The following is a 17926-nucleotide window of genomic DNA, read 5'->3' on the forward strand; positions in this document are numbered from 1 at the left end:
CTTCCTTCCTATTATTCTCTCTGTGTTTTATCCCTTAGTACCATTGCCATTGCCATTGTCGGTGGTTGTCTGGCCCTCCTCCATCCGGTTTGACACCTTTTGATAGAGATAGGAGATGCCGAGCAAGCAGATACCAAAGCTGGCATAGGCTATGATTTTGCTGCCAGTATTCAGCAGACCCAAATCATAGAGCAGCAGCTTGCCCGTGGCCAGCAGCGTTAATCCAAGGCCGAAGCGCCGGATGTACACATACCTTTTGCGGAAGCCATACATGATAAACAGAACTGCTAATAGTAGATAAATGAGACTAAAAATTAACCCTGCATCACTCAATTGCAATTGCACTCCTAGGAAAGCGGTGATAATGCCAAGTAAATAAATCGCCATGAAAACAGGATAGATCTCCATACTCTTAAACTGGCGATTCAGCGCTGCAATCAGCAGATCACGTCCGCTAAACCAAACAAAGATATTAAAGATAATCAGTACGGCCAGTGCGATATAATCAGCTGCTGTATTTTGCGCGAAATTATTTTGCAGACTTGGCAGACCTACTGTAATCACTATACAAATGACGTAGCCAATCCCAAACAGAAGTCTCACAAAATATTTAACAATCGTGTCATACAGGACCTTCACCTTTGGCAGCACGTAAGCCAGAACCAAGGTCCATACAGCGGACAGCAGCAAATTATAGAAGGTTCTATGCGCAAAATCCTCCGGTACAACCAGATGATACAATCTTCCCGATTCATACAAGCCGTAGATCCAGAAATTTAATAACGCCGCATATTTGAACCACAACGCTAAGGTGATTTCATAAGGTTCGCTGCGCTGAAGAGCATCCTTACGGTTATGCTGAACAGCATACAACACCGCGACAATCAGCATGCCTGCTGTGATAAAGACATATTTTAGCGGGAAGTAGACATCTCTAAAATTCATCCATTGATAGTCTGCAACCCACTGCGTCGGTACATTTAGACAGAAGAATACTACAAGGCAGAGCATCATAATGCCCCAACCCGCCCTTTCCATCCCCTTAAAGCGGTTCAGATTGCCATACAGCGTAAGAACGACGCCCTCAATCAGCCAACCGATGGACCACCAAGCCGCTCCAAATTGAAATGGAATCATCAATATGCCGAAGGTCAGTGAAGTGGCATAGAACAGCAGCATGCTTTCTTTTTCCTGTGGCATCAGCTTCTCAAGTCCTCGACCCAGACCGAGATACAGCAGGCAGAAAAGCAACGCCAGTGCACCATTGTAATCCTTCAGTCCTGCATCCATAAATAAAATATACAAGGTGAGACAGCTAATAAACGTATTACATCCTAAGAGAGAGAAATCCCACCAGGACAGCTTGGAACGATATTTGAACGGGTACCACAAGGTAATTCCCAGATACATCGCAAAAGTCAAAACAGCATAACACATATTAATTCCGTTGCTATCCGACAAAGCTATTAATATGAGCATGGAGGGTGTATTAAATAAGTAGCTAATATAATTGACAACGTTCCAGCGTTTGCGGAAAGAAATCAATAAGATGAATAAATTCAATAAAAACAAGTAACCCATAGCCACATAAACCGCGTTGCCCGAAAGGCCAAACGCCCCCAGATAAGAGTATAAGGGCAGATATCCTCCGATTAAGCCCAGCGCACAAATACTCCGTGATTCATACCTTAAAGACAGGAGTACCGCAGTTAAAGTAACGAGTACAGACAAGGATAACCCTACATATATACTAATAATATCAAGCAGAAAATAGCTATAAAAAATAGAGCCATACAGCACCGAAATCCCGCCGCCAAGCAGCCCTAAAGCGAAGGTGCCTTTTCCTTTGCGGTATAACCACTCCCCGCCTCCCAGCATCAATAATCCCAGTAGAAAAAAAGCGCTTCCCTTCATATAACCTGTGAACCAGTTGGAATAGGTATACCGGAAGCCTGCCCCCACCGCCAAAATCAACAGTAGAATACCCAGCTTGTTAATCCAGCTTAGTCCAATCTTCATTTCGATCTGATTTTGTTTTCTTCGGCGCTTAAGCACCTCTTCACTGATCTCTTCCGAAGCAAAGTCATGTAATCCATTATCCATGCCCGAGTTGAGGCGAAGCTCCGCTTCCCTCAGTCTCTGCCGCTGTGCCAGCACACGCTCATTTAATTCTGCCGCCAACGCCCCGAGTCGACTGGATATCTCTGCTTGTTCCTCACCCAGCTGCCTGGAGGCTGTGTGGTACAGCTGCTGAATATGGCGTTTCGTCTCCACTTCAAAAGCCGTCAGCCGATCCGTATGAGCGTGGCTTCTAGAGGCAAAATAAGTCTGCAGCTTCTGCCTCGACACTTTAAGAATGCCCAGCTTTTCATCTAAAATTTGTTCCGTTAGCGCAACTCTTAGCTCAGTATTCTCTTCTTGAAGCTTACTTACCTGAGTCTTTAGCTCGACCAAAGCGAGCTTATGCTTCTCATATTGCTTCTTCAAGTATTCATTCTCGTTGACCAGATCGTGACTTTCATATTCCGCGATCAGAGCCTCATATTCCTTAATCAGCCCGTCCTGCTGTACCTTCATGAATCTCAGTCGATCTTTGAATGACTCCATAGCGCCTCCTTATGTGAGCGATTGTTAATACTTACATATTACTACATATAGCTGGGGGGTCTTATGCTTTTTTTATATTTGCAGTGAATGAAGATTACAATCGGGATGCAAAAAAACTGCAACATTTTGGAGGGGTGTCCCGTCAGAATAATAACAACACTAACAAAAGATTTTAAAAGGAGCTCACAACCATGAACAACATTTTAAAAACAAGTACAGTTCTTTTAACTTTGTCCCTAGCACTTTCTACAGGAGCAGCTTATGCTGCACCCACCACAACTTCTGCTAAAAATGAGGCTACACAAACCTCCGCTAGCGTTAATCAAAAGACGTTTGCGATTGAAATCAACGGATCGACTATTAAAGAAACAGGCTTCCAAAGCACAAGCGGTAAAGAGCCGATGGTACCACTACGTTCAATTACTGAAGCCCTTGGATTTGAATTAACCTGGAATGCACAGAATAAATCCGTTGAACTTATCAATGGCGCTGTATTCACTACAGTGAAAGCTGGAGAAGATCGTTATAGTATCAACAAAATGAATACAACACTTGGAACTGCACCACAATTGGTTGACTCCACTTTGTATGTCCCAGCTTCCTTTTTAAGCGAAGTAATTCATCAAAACATGACTGTGAAGGGAGATTCCATTGTGATCAACACAAATGCCGCCGAGCAGCACATGACTAAGACTGGTGTGATTACAGCAGTCTATGATGGTGGTAAATACCAATCCGTTCAAATCCAAGGTGTAGGTACGGATGGAATCGTATTAAATGTAGGGGAAGATACGGCTATTGAGATGGCTGACGGCACTAAAATTGCACTCAAAGATCTCCATATCGGGATGACAGTAAAAGCAGAACACTCCATGGTCATGACTATGAGTCTTCCGCCACAAACACCAACTTACAAAATCACCGTTCTGGATAAGCAAAAACAAGATGATCTTCTAGGTACTGCTGGTACTATTGAAGAAGTTCAAAAAGACGATAAGGGAAATATCAGTATCACTGTTAAAGGTAGTGGCCTGAGCGAATTGTCACAAAAAGAAGTAGTACTGCGCATTAGCGAAGACACAGTGCTCATTAACAAAGACGGCGAAGCTGTTAAAAGCAGCGAGCTTGTTAAAGGCACAAAAGTTATCGGATTCTACAGCCCAGTGCTGACCAGAAGCCTGCCACCCATCGGCACAGCTGTCAAAGTTGTAGTAGATTCTGCGCAACAATAAGAGAGACACTAGAGACATTAAAACAGCGATCCTTCCGTTATGGGAGGATCGCTGTTTTGCGTTATAGACTATAGGTTGGCTGACTCGCTTCAGCCGTTTTGTGAGGTAAACGAAAGCCGGCTGAACGCTTGGTCACACTTTTACTTGCCTTGCTGCAGAGTTTTAGATGATCATAATCGCGAGCCTTACGGACCCAGCTGACGTTATTTGCGAATTTTCTGCCTTCAGAGCAGCGTTTCGGACTCCAGCGCCACTATTCATTAAAAAGAGGGGCATATTCGATGTTTTTTATGCCAATAGCGTCAGTGGGGTCCGTTAGAATTACAAATGTGGTAAAAAGCTGCGTTAACGGTCAGCTGTGTCCGATAGCAGAGCAGATTATAGTTACTTCGTTCGCGCAACTTCACTCGAGTTGTCCGAAGTTGGAGGTCTAGCTCATGAATCGCTAGCCAGTATCAATTGCATCAACGCTAATAAACGCTCCAAGTTAACAGGCTTACTGAGATAATCTGTTGCCCCAGCCTGTAGGATTTTAGCCTTATCTTCCTTCATCGCTTTTGCAGTCAGTGCAATGATGGGAATATCCTTCTTTGCGGGCATTTGTCTGATCCGATTGATTGCCTCATACCCGTTCATCACTGGCATCATAATATCCATAAGAACGATATCTATAGAAGCCGCTTGCTCCAGTTCATACAGGCCGCTCTCTCCGTTAGTAGCTGTAGTTACATGCAGCCCGCGCTTTCTTAGGGTATTTGATAAAGCGAACAAATTCCGTTCATCATCATCCACGATAAGTACATGCTTTTGATTTAGAGAAGTGAAGTCAGTACGTATATCCTCAGCCGTTGTAGCGGCAAGTACCACTCCACTCCCGATCTCTTGAATAACAGTCGCTTGATCAGCCACTTCCTCAAGGCTTGGAGCCTCAAGCTGCAAAGGCAAATACACTGTAAAGACACTGCCCACACCCTCTTGGCTCTCCAGCGTAATTCTACCACCAAGTAAGGTTGCCAGCTCTCTGGATATGGATAAACCAAGCCCAGTTCCCCCATATTGACGTTCTGTATTTCCATTCGCCTGTTGAAATGCTTCGAAGATGATGGACTGTTTGTCTTCTGAAATCCCAATTCCAGTATCCTTGATGGCGAAGGCAATAAATACCCCAACACCCAAATCTGCCAAATCCAGCAGCTCGTCCTTAGTTGCTAAACGGATTTCCAGAGTGACTGCACCTTCCGCTGTAAACTTAAACGCATTGGACAGCAGATTTATAATAATTTGCCGCACCCTTTGAGCATCCGAATAAAACAACGGGGGTAAGTCCTCTCCTAGCTGTATGTGCAAAGGAATCTCTTTTTTATGAGCAAGCTGGCTGAAGTTCTGAGTCATCGCCTCCGGAATCTCCGATATATTTATCGCTTCAATTTCAATATTCAGCTTTCCCGCCTCAACCTTGGACAAATCCAGAATGTCATTAATCAACGCCAACAGATCTTGTCCCGAAGAATGAATAGCTTTTGAGAATTCAATATCCTCTTCACTTAAGGCTCCCGACTGGTTCTCCATAAGAAATTCCGAGAGCAGCAAAATGCCGTTAAGCGGAGTTCGCAGTTCATGAGACATATTAGCCAGAAACTCCGACTTATATTGTGAGCTTTGCTGCAATAACTCTGCATATTGACTAAGCTCCGTTCGTGCTTTTTCTGCCTCAACTGACTTTTGTTCTGCAAGCAGATTCTTATCTTCCAGCTTTCTATTCGTTGCATGCAGCGTCTCTGTCTGGATCTGCAGCTCCTCTGACTGAGTTTGTAGTTCTTCCGTATATACTTGAAGCTCTTCGTTAAGACGTTGAGATTGCTCCAGCAGCTGATCGATTCTCATACTGCTAATCGTGCTGTTGATGGCAGAGCCAAACGCATTCGAAATAGATTTCAAGAACCTGATCTGCAGTTCCGTAAGTGGAGCAAAGGAGGCGATTTCCACCACAGCAACTACCTCACCTGAGAAAGAAATTGGCAGCAGCAACAGCGACTTCGGTACAGAGGCGCCTAGCCCGGACTCAATACTGATATAACACTCCGGCAGCTCCTGTACATGCATCAGACGTGCCTCTTTAGCACATTGTCCAACTAGTCCTTCACCGATATAGAAGGTCTGCGAATCCGGGAAATTGCTGTTTCCGGCAAAAGTAGAGACTCTTTTTAAAAAGTCCTGCTCATGTTCTTGTGTCCGCACATATAAGGAACCATATGGGTAATCAATAACTTCTGCTGTTTTGCCAAGAAAAATGTCCCCCAGTTTCGGGATTTGTGTTATACCCTGATACCTAGCCAATAAATCGTTTGCGTTATCTTGAATCCATATCCGCTCTTGTTGCATGTCTATCAGATGATTCGTTGCTATGCTCAGATCTCTAATTTCATCATTTGTGGTAATCTCTATCCTTGTCTTCTTATCCTCGATAGAATCTAAACCCACAATCGTATGGGTAACTTTATGAATCGTACTAACGATGGCGCGTGAATTGATCCATGAGGCAATTATGGAAGTAACAGCTATAAATGCCCAAGCAATATAAAGAAGCTCAAGCAGAAATTTATTCTTGTCTGCTTGTCTAGCTATCAGGCTGTTAGTGTTCTCATTCATCGTCTCGCGGTAAGCGCTGATTTGATTACGAATCCGGTCCATTTGATCTTTGCCATCGTCTGAATTGAAGTATCTTAGGATCTCAGCTTCCTGTCCCTCTTTTTTTAACTGGATCAAATAATCACCAGATTGCTTGATCCACTGTTTAATATCACTTTCGATACCCACAAGTCGCTGAAGCTGAAAGGAATCATTAGCAGTCAGCACGTAAAGCTTATCATAATTAGCTTCCCATTCAGCCTTACCCAAATTGTAGGGCTCCAGATACTTGTTATCGCCAGTGATGACATATCCACGTTGGCCCGTTTCCATATCTAAAACATTCTTTTCGATCAGATTAGCCAAATTAGTAATCTCTCGGTCCTGATGAGAAATAAAGCTGGTCTCCCGCTGCAGCTCATTAATTCTTCCATGCATGACAAAAACAAATCCTAATAGACAGATCACGATTAAAACTGTAATTGACAGTATTTTATACTGCAATGTAAATCGGCGTTTGTTCACAACTAGCCCCCGTCCTGTCTTCTAACTATAAACCCCTTCCTATTCTACATCATTACAAAGGATTACTTGAACTACGGCTTTATTTATTCTTCTATGTAAGTTTTGGCTGTGGCTAATTTAAACAATTTCAGCAGGGTTGAAACACTTGTTTTTCCCGGAATAAAAAAAAACCCACAAGTGCCTTTCACCTTGAAGGGTTACCTAAATATCTAACTTAGCAAATACAAGTTTTCTTCTTCACACCAAGCTTCCCAGCCTGTTCAACCTTAGCGATATAATCAACAGCCATGGGAACTTTACAAGCGGTTTGTCCCATGTTCACCTGGACCTTACCTATACCTGCTGCGATCTTTGCTGTCTCCTCATGCAGTTCTGTGATACTGCTGCCCACCATAATTACGAAAGTATTCATCGTATAACGGACACGATTTCGCTCCTGATGAATAGTAGCACCCACTTGTTGTAACAACTCCCTAATCTCAGCAATGTCCAGCTTATCATCCGGTGTAATTGAAATGTAATTGGCATAAGTGCTCCAGCCGCAAATAGCTATTAGTTCATCTGAGGAACGAATCCACTCTCTCGCAAGTTCCAATCCATATGGACTCTCTGCGGCGAGAGGGGATACTATATATTCCACTACCGCATGCCAGTTGGCCGCCGAAGCCCAGCTTTGAAGCTCTTCCTTCGTCATAGTCTTAGGATTGACCGTTAGCCCAGCCAAATACATTGCATCGTAATTGCCTGTCTGATACAAAGCCCTTGCCAGACTCTGATCTTTTTTCACATCCTTAACCAGCTTCTTCATATCCCCTACCTTTACTCCAAATAAAGGTTCCACTGCGCCATGTCGTAAGAAGGTATGTTTCGTCTGCTCTGTACCCATCTCCTCAAGCTTGCTCATCACTTCATCAACAGTCAGATTCATTAGGACACTCCTTTATCTTCAATGTTCTTATCCCTTTACTGTTTCTCTTATGATCGGTTCACGACCTAACGTAACTCTGTTCTTCCCTGTATTCTTAGAGTGATATAACGCTTCATCCGCTTCCCGATATAAATCTTCGAAAGTCACCTCTCTACGCTCCGTAAAAGAGATTCCGATACTTGCGGTAAGATGAATGCTATCCTGTTCATTCAAGATTATCGTGTAATCACTCATCATTGTACGAAAATCCTCTGCTTCTTTTAAGGCTGCACGTTTATCTTCAGCGAAAAAGCATACAGCAAATTCCTCGCCACCTACTCTTCCAGCAATACCTTTATTCTGGTATACCTGAAGGATTTTATTCGAGAAATCAACTAACGCCTGATCGCCCGCTAAATGACCATAAGTATCATTAATTAATTTAAAATCATCGATGTCAAATAGCAGCAGAGCCAACCCTAATCCATCCGGGATCGTTTGATTCTGGACCCTTTGCATGAAATGCCTGCGATTATAAAGTCCTGTCAGATCGTCAACCGTTGCCTGATAGACCAGTTCACGCTCATATCGCTTTTTCTCACTATGATCACTAAACACAATAAGCATACCCTTATTCTCTGTTGCCGCATGTTCCGTAGCAATTAAAGAAACCCCATAACAGAGCTCCTCTGCGCCAGAACAAACTACCTCAAACTGTCCTTCCGTCCTCTGATTGTAATGAGCTGCAATGTCTTTGTGAGATTTCATAAAAAGATCAATGTTTATTCCCATCCAGTTATCGTTCGCTATTCGGGTAATGTCGTATAAAATAGCAGTCGCCGCATCGTTTATGCCAATGATATTATCATAACGGTCAGTCAGAACTACGCCGTCTTTCATGTGCTCTAGAATTTTGTTTTTGGTTAGAGGGAAGATGGTTAATTTGGAGCTAACAAAAAGTGCGAAATAAGCCGCTATAATCGCAGGCAAATAAGTAAACGCCGTAAAACCTGTAATGGTAATCTTCAAGAGGGGAAGTAAAAAGACGGAAATAACCGGAACCAGCAAACCCGCCAACAGCAGGATATTAGTCCGCAAATAAACTCTCGGGGTATTCAGTAGGGAAACTGCCAGCAAGCAGACCGCATATAGCCCAAAAAGCTGATCATACGCAATAAAAGCCATACTAAGGAGCGTAGGCTTTACAGCAATTCCACTAACACCCGCGACCGTCAGGACGGACACTTCACTGCGCATCAGATGATGATAGCTATCCGTAAAAATAAGAAGTACATCCATAACAATAGGGATAGAGAAGATGGCAAGCTTCACGGGCAGGCGCCCTGTGGAAGGAGATACGTATTCTTTTACCACAGCATAAGTAAAGAGCGCACTAAAAAAAAGCGGAGCCTGCTGTACATTCTTCCACCACAGCTTAGACTGAAAAGAGGGTGACATAATCTCTCCCGCCGTTGCAACAAATATAAGGCTGACTAACAGCATTAAGATCCACAAATAGCGTCTCCCTGCTAACTTACGGTGCCGATAGGAGCTGACGCCCATGTACAGACTTAGAACACTGCCCATTAATAAGTAATACGGATATCCCTGAATCCATGGCATGCCATATTTCTCCTATTTTTCAAGTCGCTCCTATCATTATAGCCTAATCCTTGGTACAAATGAATCAACAATAACAGCACATCTTATGCTTTAAATTTCACCCGATTGGAGAACATATATTTTCTGGCTAAATCCTTAAATGTTATTTTATCTTGTGCCGATTCAAAGAAACGTTTAGGGATAATCAGCGCTCTCTGTGTGGACACAAAAAACACAAACAAGTTCGTAGTTTCACCTATCTTATGTATCTCTTCCCACTTCACTTGCCCAGTGCCCGCTTCGGAAAGATAAGATATGCCTTCATCTGAAATCGTATAATTTTGCGGTTGCTGAATTAGGTTATCTGTTTTGAACGCCTTTTTCGATTTTTTGATCAAGCTTGCCTTGGTCATATACCATAAGACAGCGGCAAGAATTATAGCAGTCACAGCAAGGATTGAGATGCTTTGAGTACTGTAATCCTTAGTAATTAATAACAAAATCATAAAGTAAGCGACTACGCTAAAAGAGTTGAGTATAATCCGGCTATTCAAGCTGAACCATAAGTTAAACTCCTGAACGTCTTCACTCTTTAGGACTGTATCTACTTTTATTACATTTTCCATCACTGATCGCTCCCTCGACGCCATGTATATTTTTAAATTCATCTCATTTTAACATGCCTGAACACAAAAAAGGGACATCCCCGAAGCGATTGCTTCTACATGGGTTGTCCCTCTTCAATCCGTAAGGATTCTTATTTCTTTTGTGCAAGACGTTGTTTGAACTTATCAACACGGCCGCCTTGTTCTGTATCTCTTTGTTTACCAGTGTAAAATGGGTGGGATGCTGAACTTGCGTCCACACGGAGCACTGGGTAAGTGTTGCCGTCTTCCCATTCCATAGTTTCATTGGATGATTTAGTAGATGCACTCAAGAATTTGAAGCCTACGCTTGCATCCAAGAAAATCACTTGGTTGTACTTAGGATGTATGCCTTCTCTCATTCTGATCGTCCTCCTTCTGAATAAATTCGTGGAGCCTTTATGGTAAATTATCCAAATGATCTGTAGGTTTATATATAGAATAACCTAATAAACGTAGGAAAATTCGTAAATCTTACGATTTAGACCACCGCTCCATCATACGCTTATTTAGAGCACAAAGCAACTAATATTCAAATTACTAATTTTTCCATAACCTTTCAAAGCCTACCCATAACGCCGGAGGTTAGAGCGACTTCACCATTCCTCCATCGACTAAAAGAGATTGTCCCGTAACATAAGTATTCGCAAAAGAGCCTAGAAAAACAGCAGCCTTGCCGAATTCTTCGGGCGTGCCCAATCTTCCTAACGGGATTTGCAGCAGCGCTTTCTCTTGAATCTGCTCCATAGGGATCCCCTCTGCTTGCGCACGTTTGCCGTCTAGTTGAAGAATCCTGTCGGTTGCAATACGCCCTGGTGCGATCGTATTAATTAAAATGCGATCCGCAGCCAGCTCAGTAGCCAAGCTCTTGGTCAAGGCATACACGCCAGCGCGAAAAACATTGGAAAGAATTAACCCCTCAATAGGCTGCTTGATAGAAATCGAGCTTATATTAACGATTCGCCCTGCCCCAGAAGAGCGCAGATGCGGCAGTGATTCACGGATCAAACGAATGGTACTCATCAGTGTGAGCTCAAACCCCTGGTTCCAATCCGCGTCTTCCATATCAGCGAAACCTCCGCCATGAGGACCCCCCGCATTGGTCACTACAATATCAAGCCCACCGTTTAGGGCTACAGCCGTTTGAATAGCATGTACGATATCCTCTGGGACAGTCACATCCATCTGAACCATGTTCACCTGCTGTCCTGTGGCTGCCTGAATCTCTTTCTGTGCGTCTACAAGCTGCTCCATACTCCTGCTGGCGATCATTACCTTCGCTCCCTCACGGGCGTACTCCAGCGCAGTTGCGAGTCCTAATCCTTTACTTGCTGCGGCTACAAAAACTGATTTCCCACGAAGTCCCAAGTCCATCATTAATGCCTCCTTCTTAATTAAACTCCCAACAGCTAAGACTTAAATTGCCATACTGATAACTTCGGTGCAGCAGCTTCGCTTCTTTCCCTTTATCGCCAGCTCCCATAGCTATTATCAGAGGGATAAAGTGCTCATTAGTCGGCACTGCATCAACGCCATAAGGAGCAAGCTCCTGATAGTTAAATAGCGACTCTGTATCCCAAGCTTCCAACCTGTGCTGCAGCCAGTCATCGAATGTCTCCGCCCATTTCTCGACGTTCTCCATTCCCCACTTCACGTTACGCAAATTATGGACGGTTCCACCGCTCCCAATAATCATAATATCCTGCTCACGCAGCTCAGATAAAGCCTTACCCATTAAATATTGCTGTTCATTGGACAGCTCTCGATTAACTGACAAAGACACGACAGGAATATCTGCATTCGGATAGATTAATTTAAGAATAGCCCAAGCTCCGTGATCTAGTCCACGCTCTGTATTAAATTTGCTGACAATCCCATTCTTGTGGAACAGAGACATAATTTGCTGTGCAACCTCATTGTCCCCTTTGGCAGGATAAGTCATTCGATACATCTCATCTGGGAAGCCATAGAAATCATAGATGGTGTCGAAAGTCTCCATAACTCCAACCGATTGTGTGTGTTCTTCGAAATGTGCAGAAAATACAACAATCGCTTTCGGTTTGACATTCCTCTCAGCGAGCTCCCCAAGAAATTTCGTATATGCATTGTTATCAAGTACCAGAGAAGGAGCACCATGGGCAATAAAGTAAGAAGGTATCATAGTTTATCACTCCCTAAGTTCTGCCGTAACCAAGCGATCAGGTCCTGCTGATTCTGCGGTAATACCCCATGATCCGAAGGATAAGTTTTAAAGGTTAATAATGGGGTTAGACCTTCGAAATAAGCGGCTGTTTCTGTCCCCACTGAAATTGGAAATACAGAGTCATATTCACCATGCGAGATGAAGACCGATACCTCCTGCACACTCTTCAGCTCATAATCCGTCTTCACAAACCCCGGAACATAACCGTTCAGCGCTACAATTCCCCGAAGCGAATTCCCCATTGTAAGCGCGAGAGTCATGGACAAAATGGCTCCTTGACTGAAGCCAAGCAGATAACGGTGTTTAGCATCTATAAGGTATTTGTCGGTGGCGTATTCGATAAACTGCTGCAATTGCGATACAGCCTGATCAAACTGCTCGCGGATGGGATGACCTAGACTTTTGAGATCATAATATTGAAATCCTGCCCCTAAAATCATATTTCCCCGAATCCCGATAATAATAAACTCTTCAGACAAGGACTCAACAAGCCCGAACATATTCTTCTCATTGGAACCTTTGCCATGCAAGGTGAAGATAACCGGATAAACCCGATTCTCATCGTAACCGGAAGGTAGACTGACATCATATATATAAGGTGCCTTCATACTAAACACTCCTTCAAAATATTTGTAATACAAAAATAATATTTGTAAAGATAATATTATAAACCTCTAGCTAGTATGTCAATTAATAATTTGTTAATATAAAAATATATTTGCTATTACTAATATTAAAAGGGGCTTTACTAATGAATATAGGTTCAAACATTCGTACAATCCGTAAAAGAAAACATATTACGATTGCCCAAATCTGTGAAACTACTGGCCTGTCACAAGGTTTTATGAGCCAAGTTGAGACTAATAAGACCTCTCCTTCGATTGCAACCCTTAGCCTGATTGCGGATGCGCTGAACGTTCCGTTGGCTTATTTGCTGTTAAAAAAGGAAGAGCGGATGCAGGTGGTACGCTCCAAGGAGCGGCAAATCACCAGTAGCGGAAGTGATAAACTGCAAGTTGAGCATTTAAGCTCGGCAGGTGGTGTACGAATGGTGCTTGTCCATTTCCCTCCGGGTACTTCTACGGGTGAAACTCCGCAGGCGCACGAAGGCAAAGAGGTCCATTTAGTAATAAAAGGTGAGGTTTATGCGGAGCAAGGTGAAGATTTCGGGATGTTCCAAGCGGGGGATTCCTTTAGCTGGAATGCCTGTGTGCCACATCTGGTCATAAATAAAGGCGATGAGCCGGCAAGCGTGCTCATCGCCATCCATACAGAGGCTGATAGTGAAACCGTTGATTTTTAAGCTGGCCTACACGTCGTACTCCAGCTGTTTTTTGGCCTGAACAATGAAATCCAGCGGATTCTCAATCGTGCCGGCTTGGTATTCGACCGCCCCAATCTTAAGACCCAGGCTGACCTTATATTTTCTGGAGAAATTATTGTCATTCAACTCCTGAAGCTTGAGCTTAATCCGCTCGATCACAATCTTCGCCCCATCACTGTCTGTGAACAGCAGCAGGCCCCATGTTGCTTCATCCTTATCTAGCAGATAGAGTGCATCATTGGTACGAATACTCGCCTGACTAAGCTGAGACACGTCATAGATAGCTTCTGCCAGCTGATCTTCAGGAATGATCCGTCTGATCTCTTTCCAATACTTCACCTTCACCACTAGCAGGGTGAGCGGAATCTGATAGCGGGTCGAAATGCTTGTAAATAATGTAGCATCCGTCTGAAAAGAAATACTGTTCCGCAAATTTGTGTTTTCATCTACGATAGCCATATTGGCAGTCTTTTTGCGTAGCTGCTCATTCTCCACCTGCAAATCACGGCTGCTTAAAGTGAATACCCATAGAACGACCGTTAATAGCGGAGTCATAATTAGCCAGAAATAAGTATTCAGGCTAATCGTTTCCCCCAGCGTTATCGTCTGGTACATCGTGTAGAATCCGTAAGCAAAGATAAACACCAGATTCAAGACCAGACCCGCAGTGACCGTCGTAAAATACGTAACAATGGCCAGAATAAAAGCCACCGTTAAAATGATAATATTCTGGAGGTAATCATCCGGTGCACCCGCAATAAAGACGATACAGAGGAACGATAACACCAGGAATGATAAGAGAGCGATGTCCGACACTAAGCTGCGATTACGTCTCACGCTTATCACCACGTTTCTTCATGTGTTTGCGAAGCAGCAGGATCAGCGATAGAACCACCAGCGTCAGCACCAGTAAAATCACGATGATAAAACTGAGTACATCCGACCGTTCCATTATTTTCTGGGCCACAGAGTCCTCGGCTGCTCCAGTGATTGTTTTGAAGCGGTGTGCGCTGACATTACCGTCTTTATCAACGATTGCACCATCGCCAAACACCTTCCACTTGTCCCGTTCTGTAGCGAGCAGTTTAGATCCTAAGTAATACTCTTCCGAGCTGACCCCTGTAACCGCGAGCAATGCACGTCCCGCCTCAAATGGCGAATCAATCAGCTGCAGTGTTCCGATTCGTGCGCCGTATTGCTCTTCAATACTCATTTTCTCATTGGAGCGAATTGTGGTTCCATCTCCGTTATATTGAAAATAAAGCTTAGTATTCTGATCACGGATCACCTTATTATTCTTATAAGCACCAATAGCGATGATATTATTATTTTTCAAATGATCGGCGCTGACAGAATCGGTATAGAACTGGATATTCCCTATATTTCCGCTGGCATATTTACCAAGCAGATTAAAGATATTCGATACACTTAAATAGGCGTAATCATCCATTTGTTCGGGCAGTACAACCGCCACATGATTATAGATCCCATCGCGAATGAACGGATATGGATAGTTATTAAATAAGAGATCCGTGCGATCCTTCGTATTCAGCTGCATTACAGAATCTTTACTGATATAAGCCCACGGCATTTGGTCCCGATCGATAATACATCTGGCTCCTTCGATCTCCAAATCAAAAGCCACTGTCACCGAGAAATTTCCGGAGATATTCAAGTTCTGAGGCACCGAGAGATTAAGAATATCGCCATTCGCCAGTTCCTTAGTCAGCTTCTTACTGCCAATCGGAGTATTGTTGATGCTCACGGTAACCAATGAACGAGTAAAATCCAAATTCTGTGCATAACGGAAATCCAATCTGATTTTACCGGAATCGGCAATCGAGCGGTTCGCTGGCAATGAAATAAAATACGTCTGCTCCTGATGATGTGCCCCGGTCAGTTTATCACCTGTCTCAGTGAACGTGATGTTAGAGCTAATCGAAAGCGCAGGTGCTGATACTTCTGTAGCATCCGTTACTGTTTTCAGATCACTAGTGATCTGCCCGATCAGCTCTGGATTAGCAATCAAACGACCCGCTTTAATCAGCAAGTTCTCATCCTTCGAGGTTACAACCAAGGTGGGCTGGGTATCCTTATTCACTAGCTGGAGCAGCGCGTGCGTACCCAAATCTTCAGTGGAGCTTAGCTGAGCTTTCAGCCCGCTTGGTACTCTGTCATACATAGCTACCAGTACAACTACGCCCTTATTCTGCACAGTGTCTGCCCGGTAGGGAAGCAAGGGAATAGTCTTATCATTTAACGTAATCCCCTTAACAAGCCCGGAGAGAGCATAAGTGGCTGCTTCCATTTCTGCCGCTGTGCTTTTGTCCGGTACAGTCAGAATACTCTGATTCTTCGTTAAGGTATCTATCCCGGCGAATCGCTCGCTGAAGTCACTGATCCCTCCACTCAAGGGCTTTGCGGTATAAATCACGTTAATACTGGACGTATTGAACAGATGCAGCCAATTATCCGACGTTTCATCGACCGAACAAAAGAGGTCATCTTGACGATCTGTCTTTAAATAGCCCTGAATGCCCAGCGTATTCGTCCCTTTTTTCAGAAACCCCTTGGGCGCCACAAGGGTCAACAGCTGTTCGCCGTTGTCTTGTAGTGACGGACGAAACGTATAGAACGGGCTGCCGTTTAGCGTTAAGGTAACACTAGAAATCTGCTCTTCGGTAATTTGTGAAATTTGAAAATGCAGTTTGATCTTTACTTGATCCACATTCCAATAATCCAGAACCTCAAAATATTGCTGCTGGGCACTCGAACCTGTTAAGGACGAGTCCGTTCCCGTAAATGAGGTTGTGTAAGTGGACTTATGATCCTGCGGCAACGTCTCTGCGGCAGCAGGATGGATTGGAATTAACAAAAGGGAGAGGCAGGTTAACAGTATAACCAGCTGTTTTTTTATCTTCATGTTCTGTTTCTCCTGTGATTACATTTTTCTCATATGACTTTTTGGTGCCTCGTTAGTAGCGCTCCGTCTTATACCATTTGGCTTCTCTTTTGAAGATGAGGTCTTTCAGATATAGATATAATCCGTTAGCCGCGACAACCATCCACAGCTGGCAATAAGACACATACATCAACATTACAATCCCTAGATTGGACAAGCTCATCTCGCCCTTTTCTGTCGTTAGCGTGATGAAGGTCCCCACAACGAAAAGAATAATAGCGAGCAGCCATAAGAAATTACTAAGACCTGCAATAGTAGTATGCACATAACCCAAAGCATGCAGGATCAGCAGCACATCCGAGGTGATTAACGACAGCAGCAGTAAGAAGTAAATGGATAGAAAATAAAGAATATCGAACCGCACCTTTGCGGCCGATTTATTGAACAGCAGCGGAATATTTTTGACAATGACATAAATATTGCCCTTCGCCCAGCGGGTTCGCTGCTTGAACCAGACCTTCAGGGTCTGTGGTTCCTGCTCCCACGTGACGGATTTCGGCTGGAACTTGATTTGGTAACCCATCATATAAATCCGGAAGCTGATTTCTGTATCCTCGGCTATCGCTTTAACATCCCAACCACCGATGCTTTCCACAATTGACCTGCGCATAATGAAATTGGTTCCCGGAATAGTGCAAAGCTTGAACAGCTTCCAGCGTCCCGCTTGAGCCATCCATTGAAAGGATAAGGTCTCAATATTAATGAACCGGGTCAGTAAACTTGCATCACGATTACGGGTCCGGAACTTCCCAATCACCGCACCGAGGCTGGAATCATGCATGATCTCAGCAACCAGATAACGCAAAGCTGTTTTCTCCGGAGTATTGTCGGCATCATAAATGGCGATTAGCTCCCCTTTACAGCTGGTAAAGCCTATATTCAAGGCGTTGGATTTGCCTTTGCCTCCTGTAACTGCATCCGTATTAATGACTACCAGCTGACGCCCCGGATTTCGGGATTGTATGCCCGCAAGCAGCTCGGCACTGTTATCAGAGGAGTTATCATTAATCACAATAATCTCATACCGATCTTGCGGATAATCCAGCGCCAGCAGAGATTCAACCGTCTTACAAATCACTACCCCCTCATTGTGAGCGGGAACCATAATTGAAACAAAAGGATATTCGCCCTCTATCTCTGGTATATCCTCATTTTCGGATTTAATGTAATATAGATAGCCCGCGATAATGAGGGTCACATTCACCAGCAGCAGAGACCAAATACAGATCACCGCAATCACCATCAGCACGTCTGAAATCGTCATAGGGTCCTCCAAATCACGATTAGTTGTC

General features: G+C 43.8%; 14 protein-coding genes. 2 read left to right on the forward strand and 12 right to left on the reverse strand.

Annotation, left to right across the window (positions count from 1 at the left end; genetic code table 11):
• Positions 1-27 precede the first annotated feature (27 nt).
• The gene (locus MHI32_RS29370) at positions 28-2607 is read right to left on the reverse strand and encodes a DUF2339 domain-containing protein (RefSeq protein WP_340011579.1); all 2580 of its coding nucleotides are present in this window, start codon (positions 2605-2607) and stop codon (positions 28-30) included.
• A 191-nt stretch (positions 2608-2798) separates the two neighbouring features.
• On the opposite strand from MHI32_RS29370, the gene MHI32_RS29375 reads away from it, so the two are divergent.
• Complete coding sequence (locus MHI32_RS29375; protein ID WP_076140656.1) at positions 2799-3839, forward strand: stalk domain-containing protein; 1041 nt, start codon at positions 2799-2801, stop codon at positions 3837-3839.
• Between the two features lie 435 nt (positions 3840-4274).
• On the opposite strand, the gene MHI32_RS29380 is transcribed toward MHI32_RS29375, so the two are convergent.
• The 8 genes from MHI32_RS29380 to MHI32_RS29415 form a co-directional block, all read right to left on the reverse strand.
• Positions 4275-6992: a CHASE3 domain-containing protein gene (locus MHI32_RS29380; RefSeq protein ID WP_340011580.1), complete on the reverse strand. Its 2718-nt coding sequence runs from the start codon at positions 6990-6992 to the stop codon at positions 4275-4277.
• 214 nt (positions 6993-7206) lie between these two features.
• The gene (locus MHI32_RS29385) at positions 7207-7914 is read right to left on the reverse strand and encodes a DNA alkylation repair protein (RefSeq protein WP_076218263.1); all 708 of its coding nucleotides are present in this window, start codon (positions 7912-7914) and stop codon (positions 7207-7209) included.
• 33 nt (positions 7915-7947) lie between these two features.
• On the reverse strand, positions 7948-9522 hold the full coding sequence (locus tag MHI32_RS29390) for a diguanylate cyclase (RefSeq protein WP_340011582.1): 1575 nt from the start codon (positions 9520-9522) through the stop codon (positions 7948-7950).
• Between the two features lie 83 nt (positions 9523-9605).
• Positions 9606-10127, reverse strand: coding sequence for a YcxB family protein (locus MHI32_RS29395; RefSeq protein WP_076124082.1), 522 nt, complete (start codon positions 10125-10127; stop codon positions 9606-9608).
• A gap of 131 nt (positions 10128-10258) precedes the next feature.
• Positions 10259-10507, reverse strand: coding sequence for a type B 50S ribosomal protein L31 (locus MHI32_RS29400; protein WP_036682161.1), 249 nt, complete (start codon positions 10505-10507; stop codon positions 10259-10261).
• 223 nt (positions 10508-10730) lie between these two features.
• On the reverse strand, positions 10731-11519 hold the full coding sequence (locus tag MHI32_RS29405) for an SDR family oxidoreductase (RefSeq protein ID WP_076282164.1): 789 nt from the start codon (positions 11517-11519) through the stop codon (positions 10731-10733).
• 16 nt (positions 11520-11535) lie between these two features.
• A complete protein-coding gene (locus MHI32_RS29410) occupies positions 11536-12306 on the reverse strand; it encodes a class III extradiol ring-cleavage dioxygenase (protein ID WP_340011585.1) in 771 nt (256 codons plus the stop codon).
• Positions 12303-12956, reverse strand: coding sequence for an esterase (locus MHI32_RS29415; RefSeq protein WP_340011586.1), 654 nt, complete (start codon positions 12954-12956; stop codon positions 12303-12305). The genes MHI32_RS29410 and MHI32_RS29415 overlap by 4 nt, the downstream gene beginning before the upstream one ends.
• Before the next feature lie 143 nt (positions 12957-13099).
• Between MHI32_RS29415 and MHI32_RS29420 the strand changes: the two genes are divergently transcribed.
• On the forward strand, positions 13100-13651 hold the full coding sequence (locus tag MHI32_RS29420; protein ID WP_076191653.1) for a helix-turn-helix transcriptional regulator: 552 nt from the start codon (positions 13100-13102) through the stop codon (positions 13649-13651).
• A gap of 6 nt (positions 13652-13657) precedes the next feature.
• Here the strand turns inward: MHI32_RS29420 and MHI32_RS29425 are convergent, their stop codons facing one another.
• The 3 genes from MHI32_RS29425 to MHI32_RS29435 are packed head-to-tail and all read right to left on the reverse strand — an operon-like array spanning position 13658 to position 17898.
• Positions 13658-14509 (reverse strand): diguanylate cyclase, encoded by an 852-nt coding sequence (locus MHI32_RS29425; protein ID WP_036682174.1) that lies wholly within the window; start codon positions 14507-14509, stop codon positions 13658-13660.
• Complete coding sequence (locus MHI32_RS29430; RefSeq protein WP_340011589.1) at positions 14499-16595, reverse strand: cellulose biosynthesis cyclic di-GMP-binding regulatory protein BcsB; 2097 nt, start codon at positions 16593-16595, stop codon at positions 14499-14501. Before MHI32_RS29430 ends, MHI32_RS29425 begins: the two co-directional genes overlap by 11 nt.
• Positions 16596-16647: 52 nt before the next feature.
• Entirely contained in the window at positions 16648-17898 is a 1251-nt protein-coding gene (locus tag MHI32_RS29435; RefSeq protein ID WP_036682179.1) for a glycosyltransferase family 2 protein, read from the reverse strand.
• Between the last annotated feature and the right edge of the window lie 28 nt (positions 17899-17926).

This window comes from Paenibacillus sp. FSL H7-0690 (genome assembly GCF_037980415.1).
Classification (GTDB): Bacteria; Bacillota; Bacilli; order Paenibacillales; family Paenibacillaceae; genus Paenibacillus_AQ; species Paenibacillus_AQ odorifer.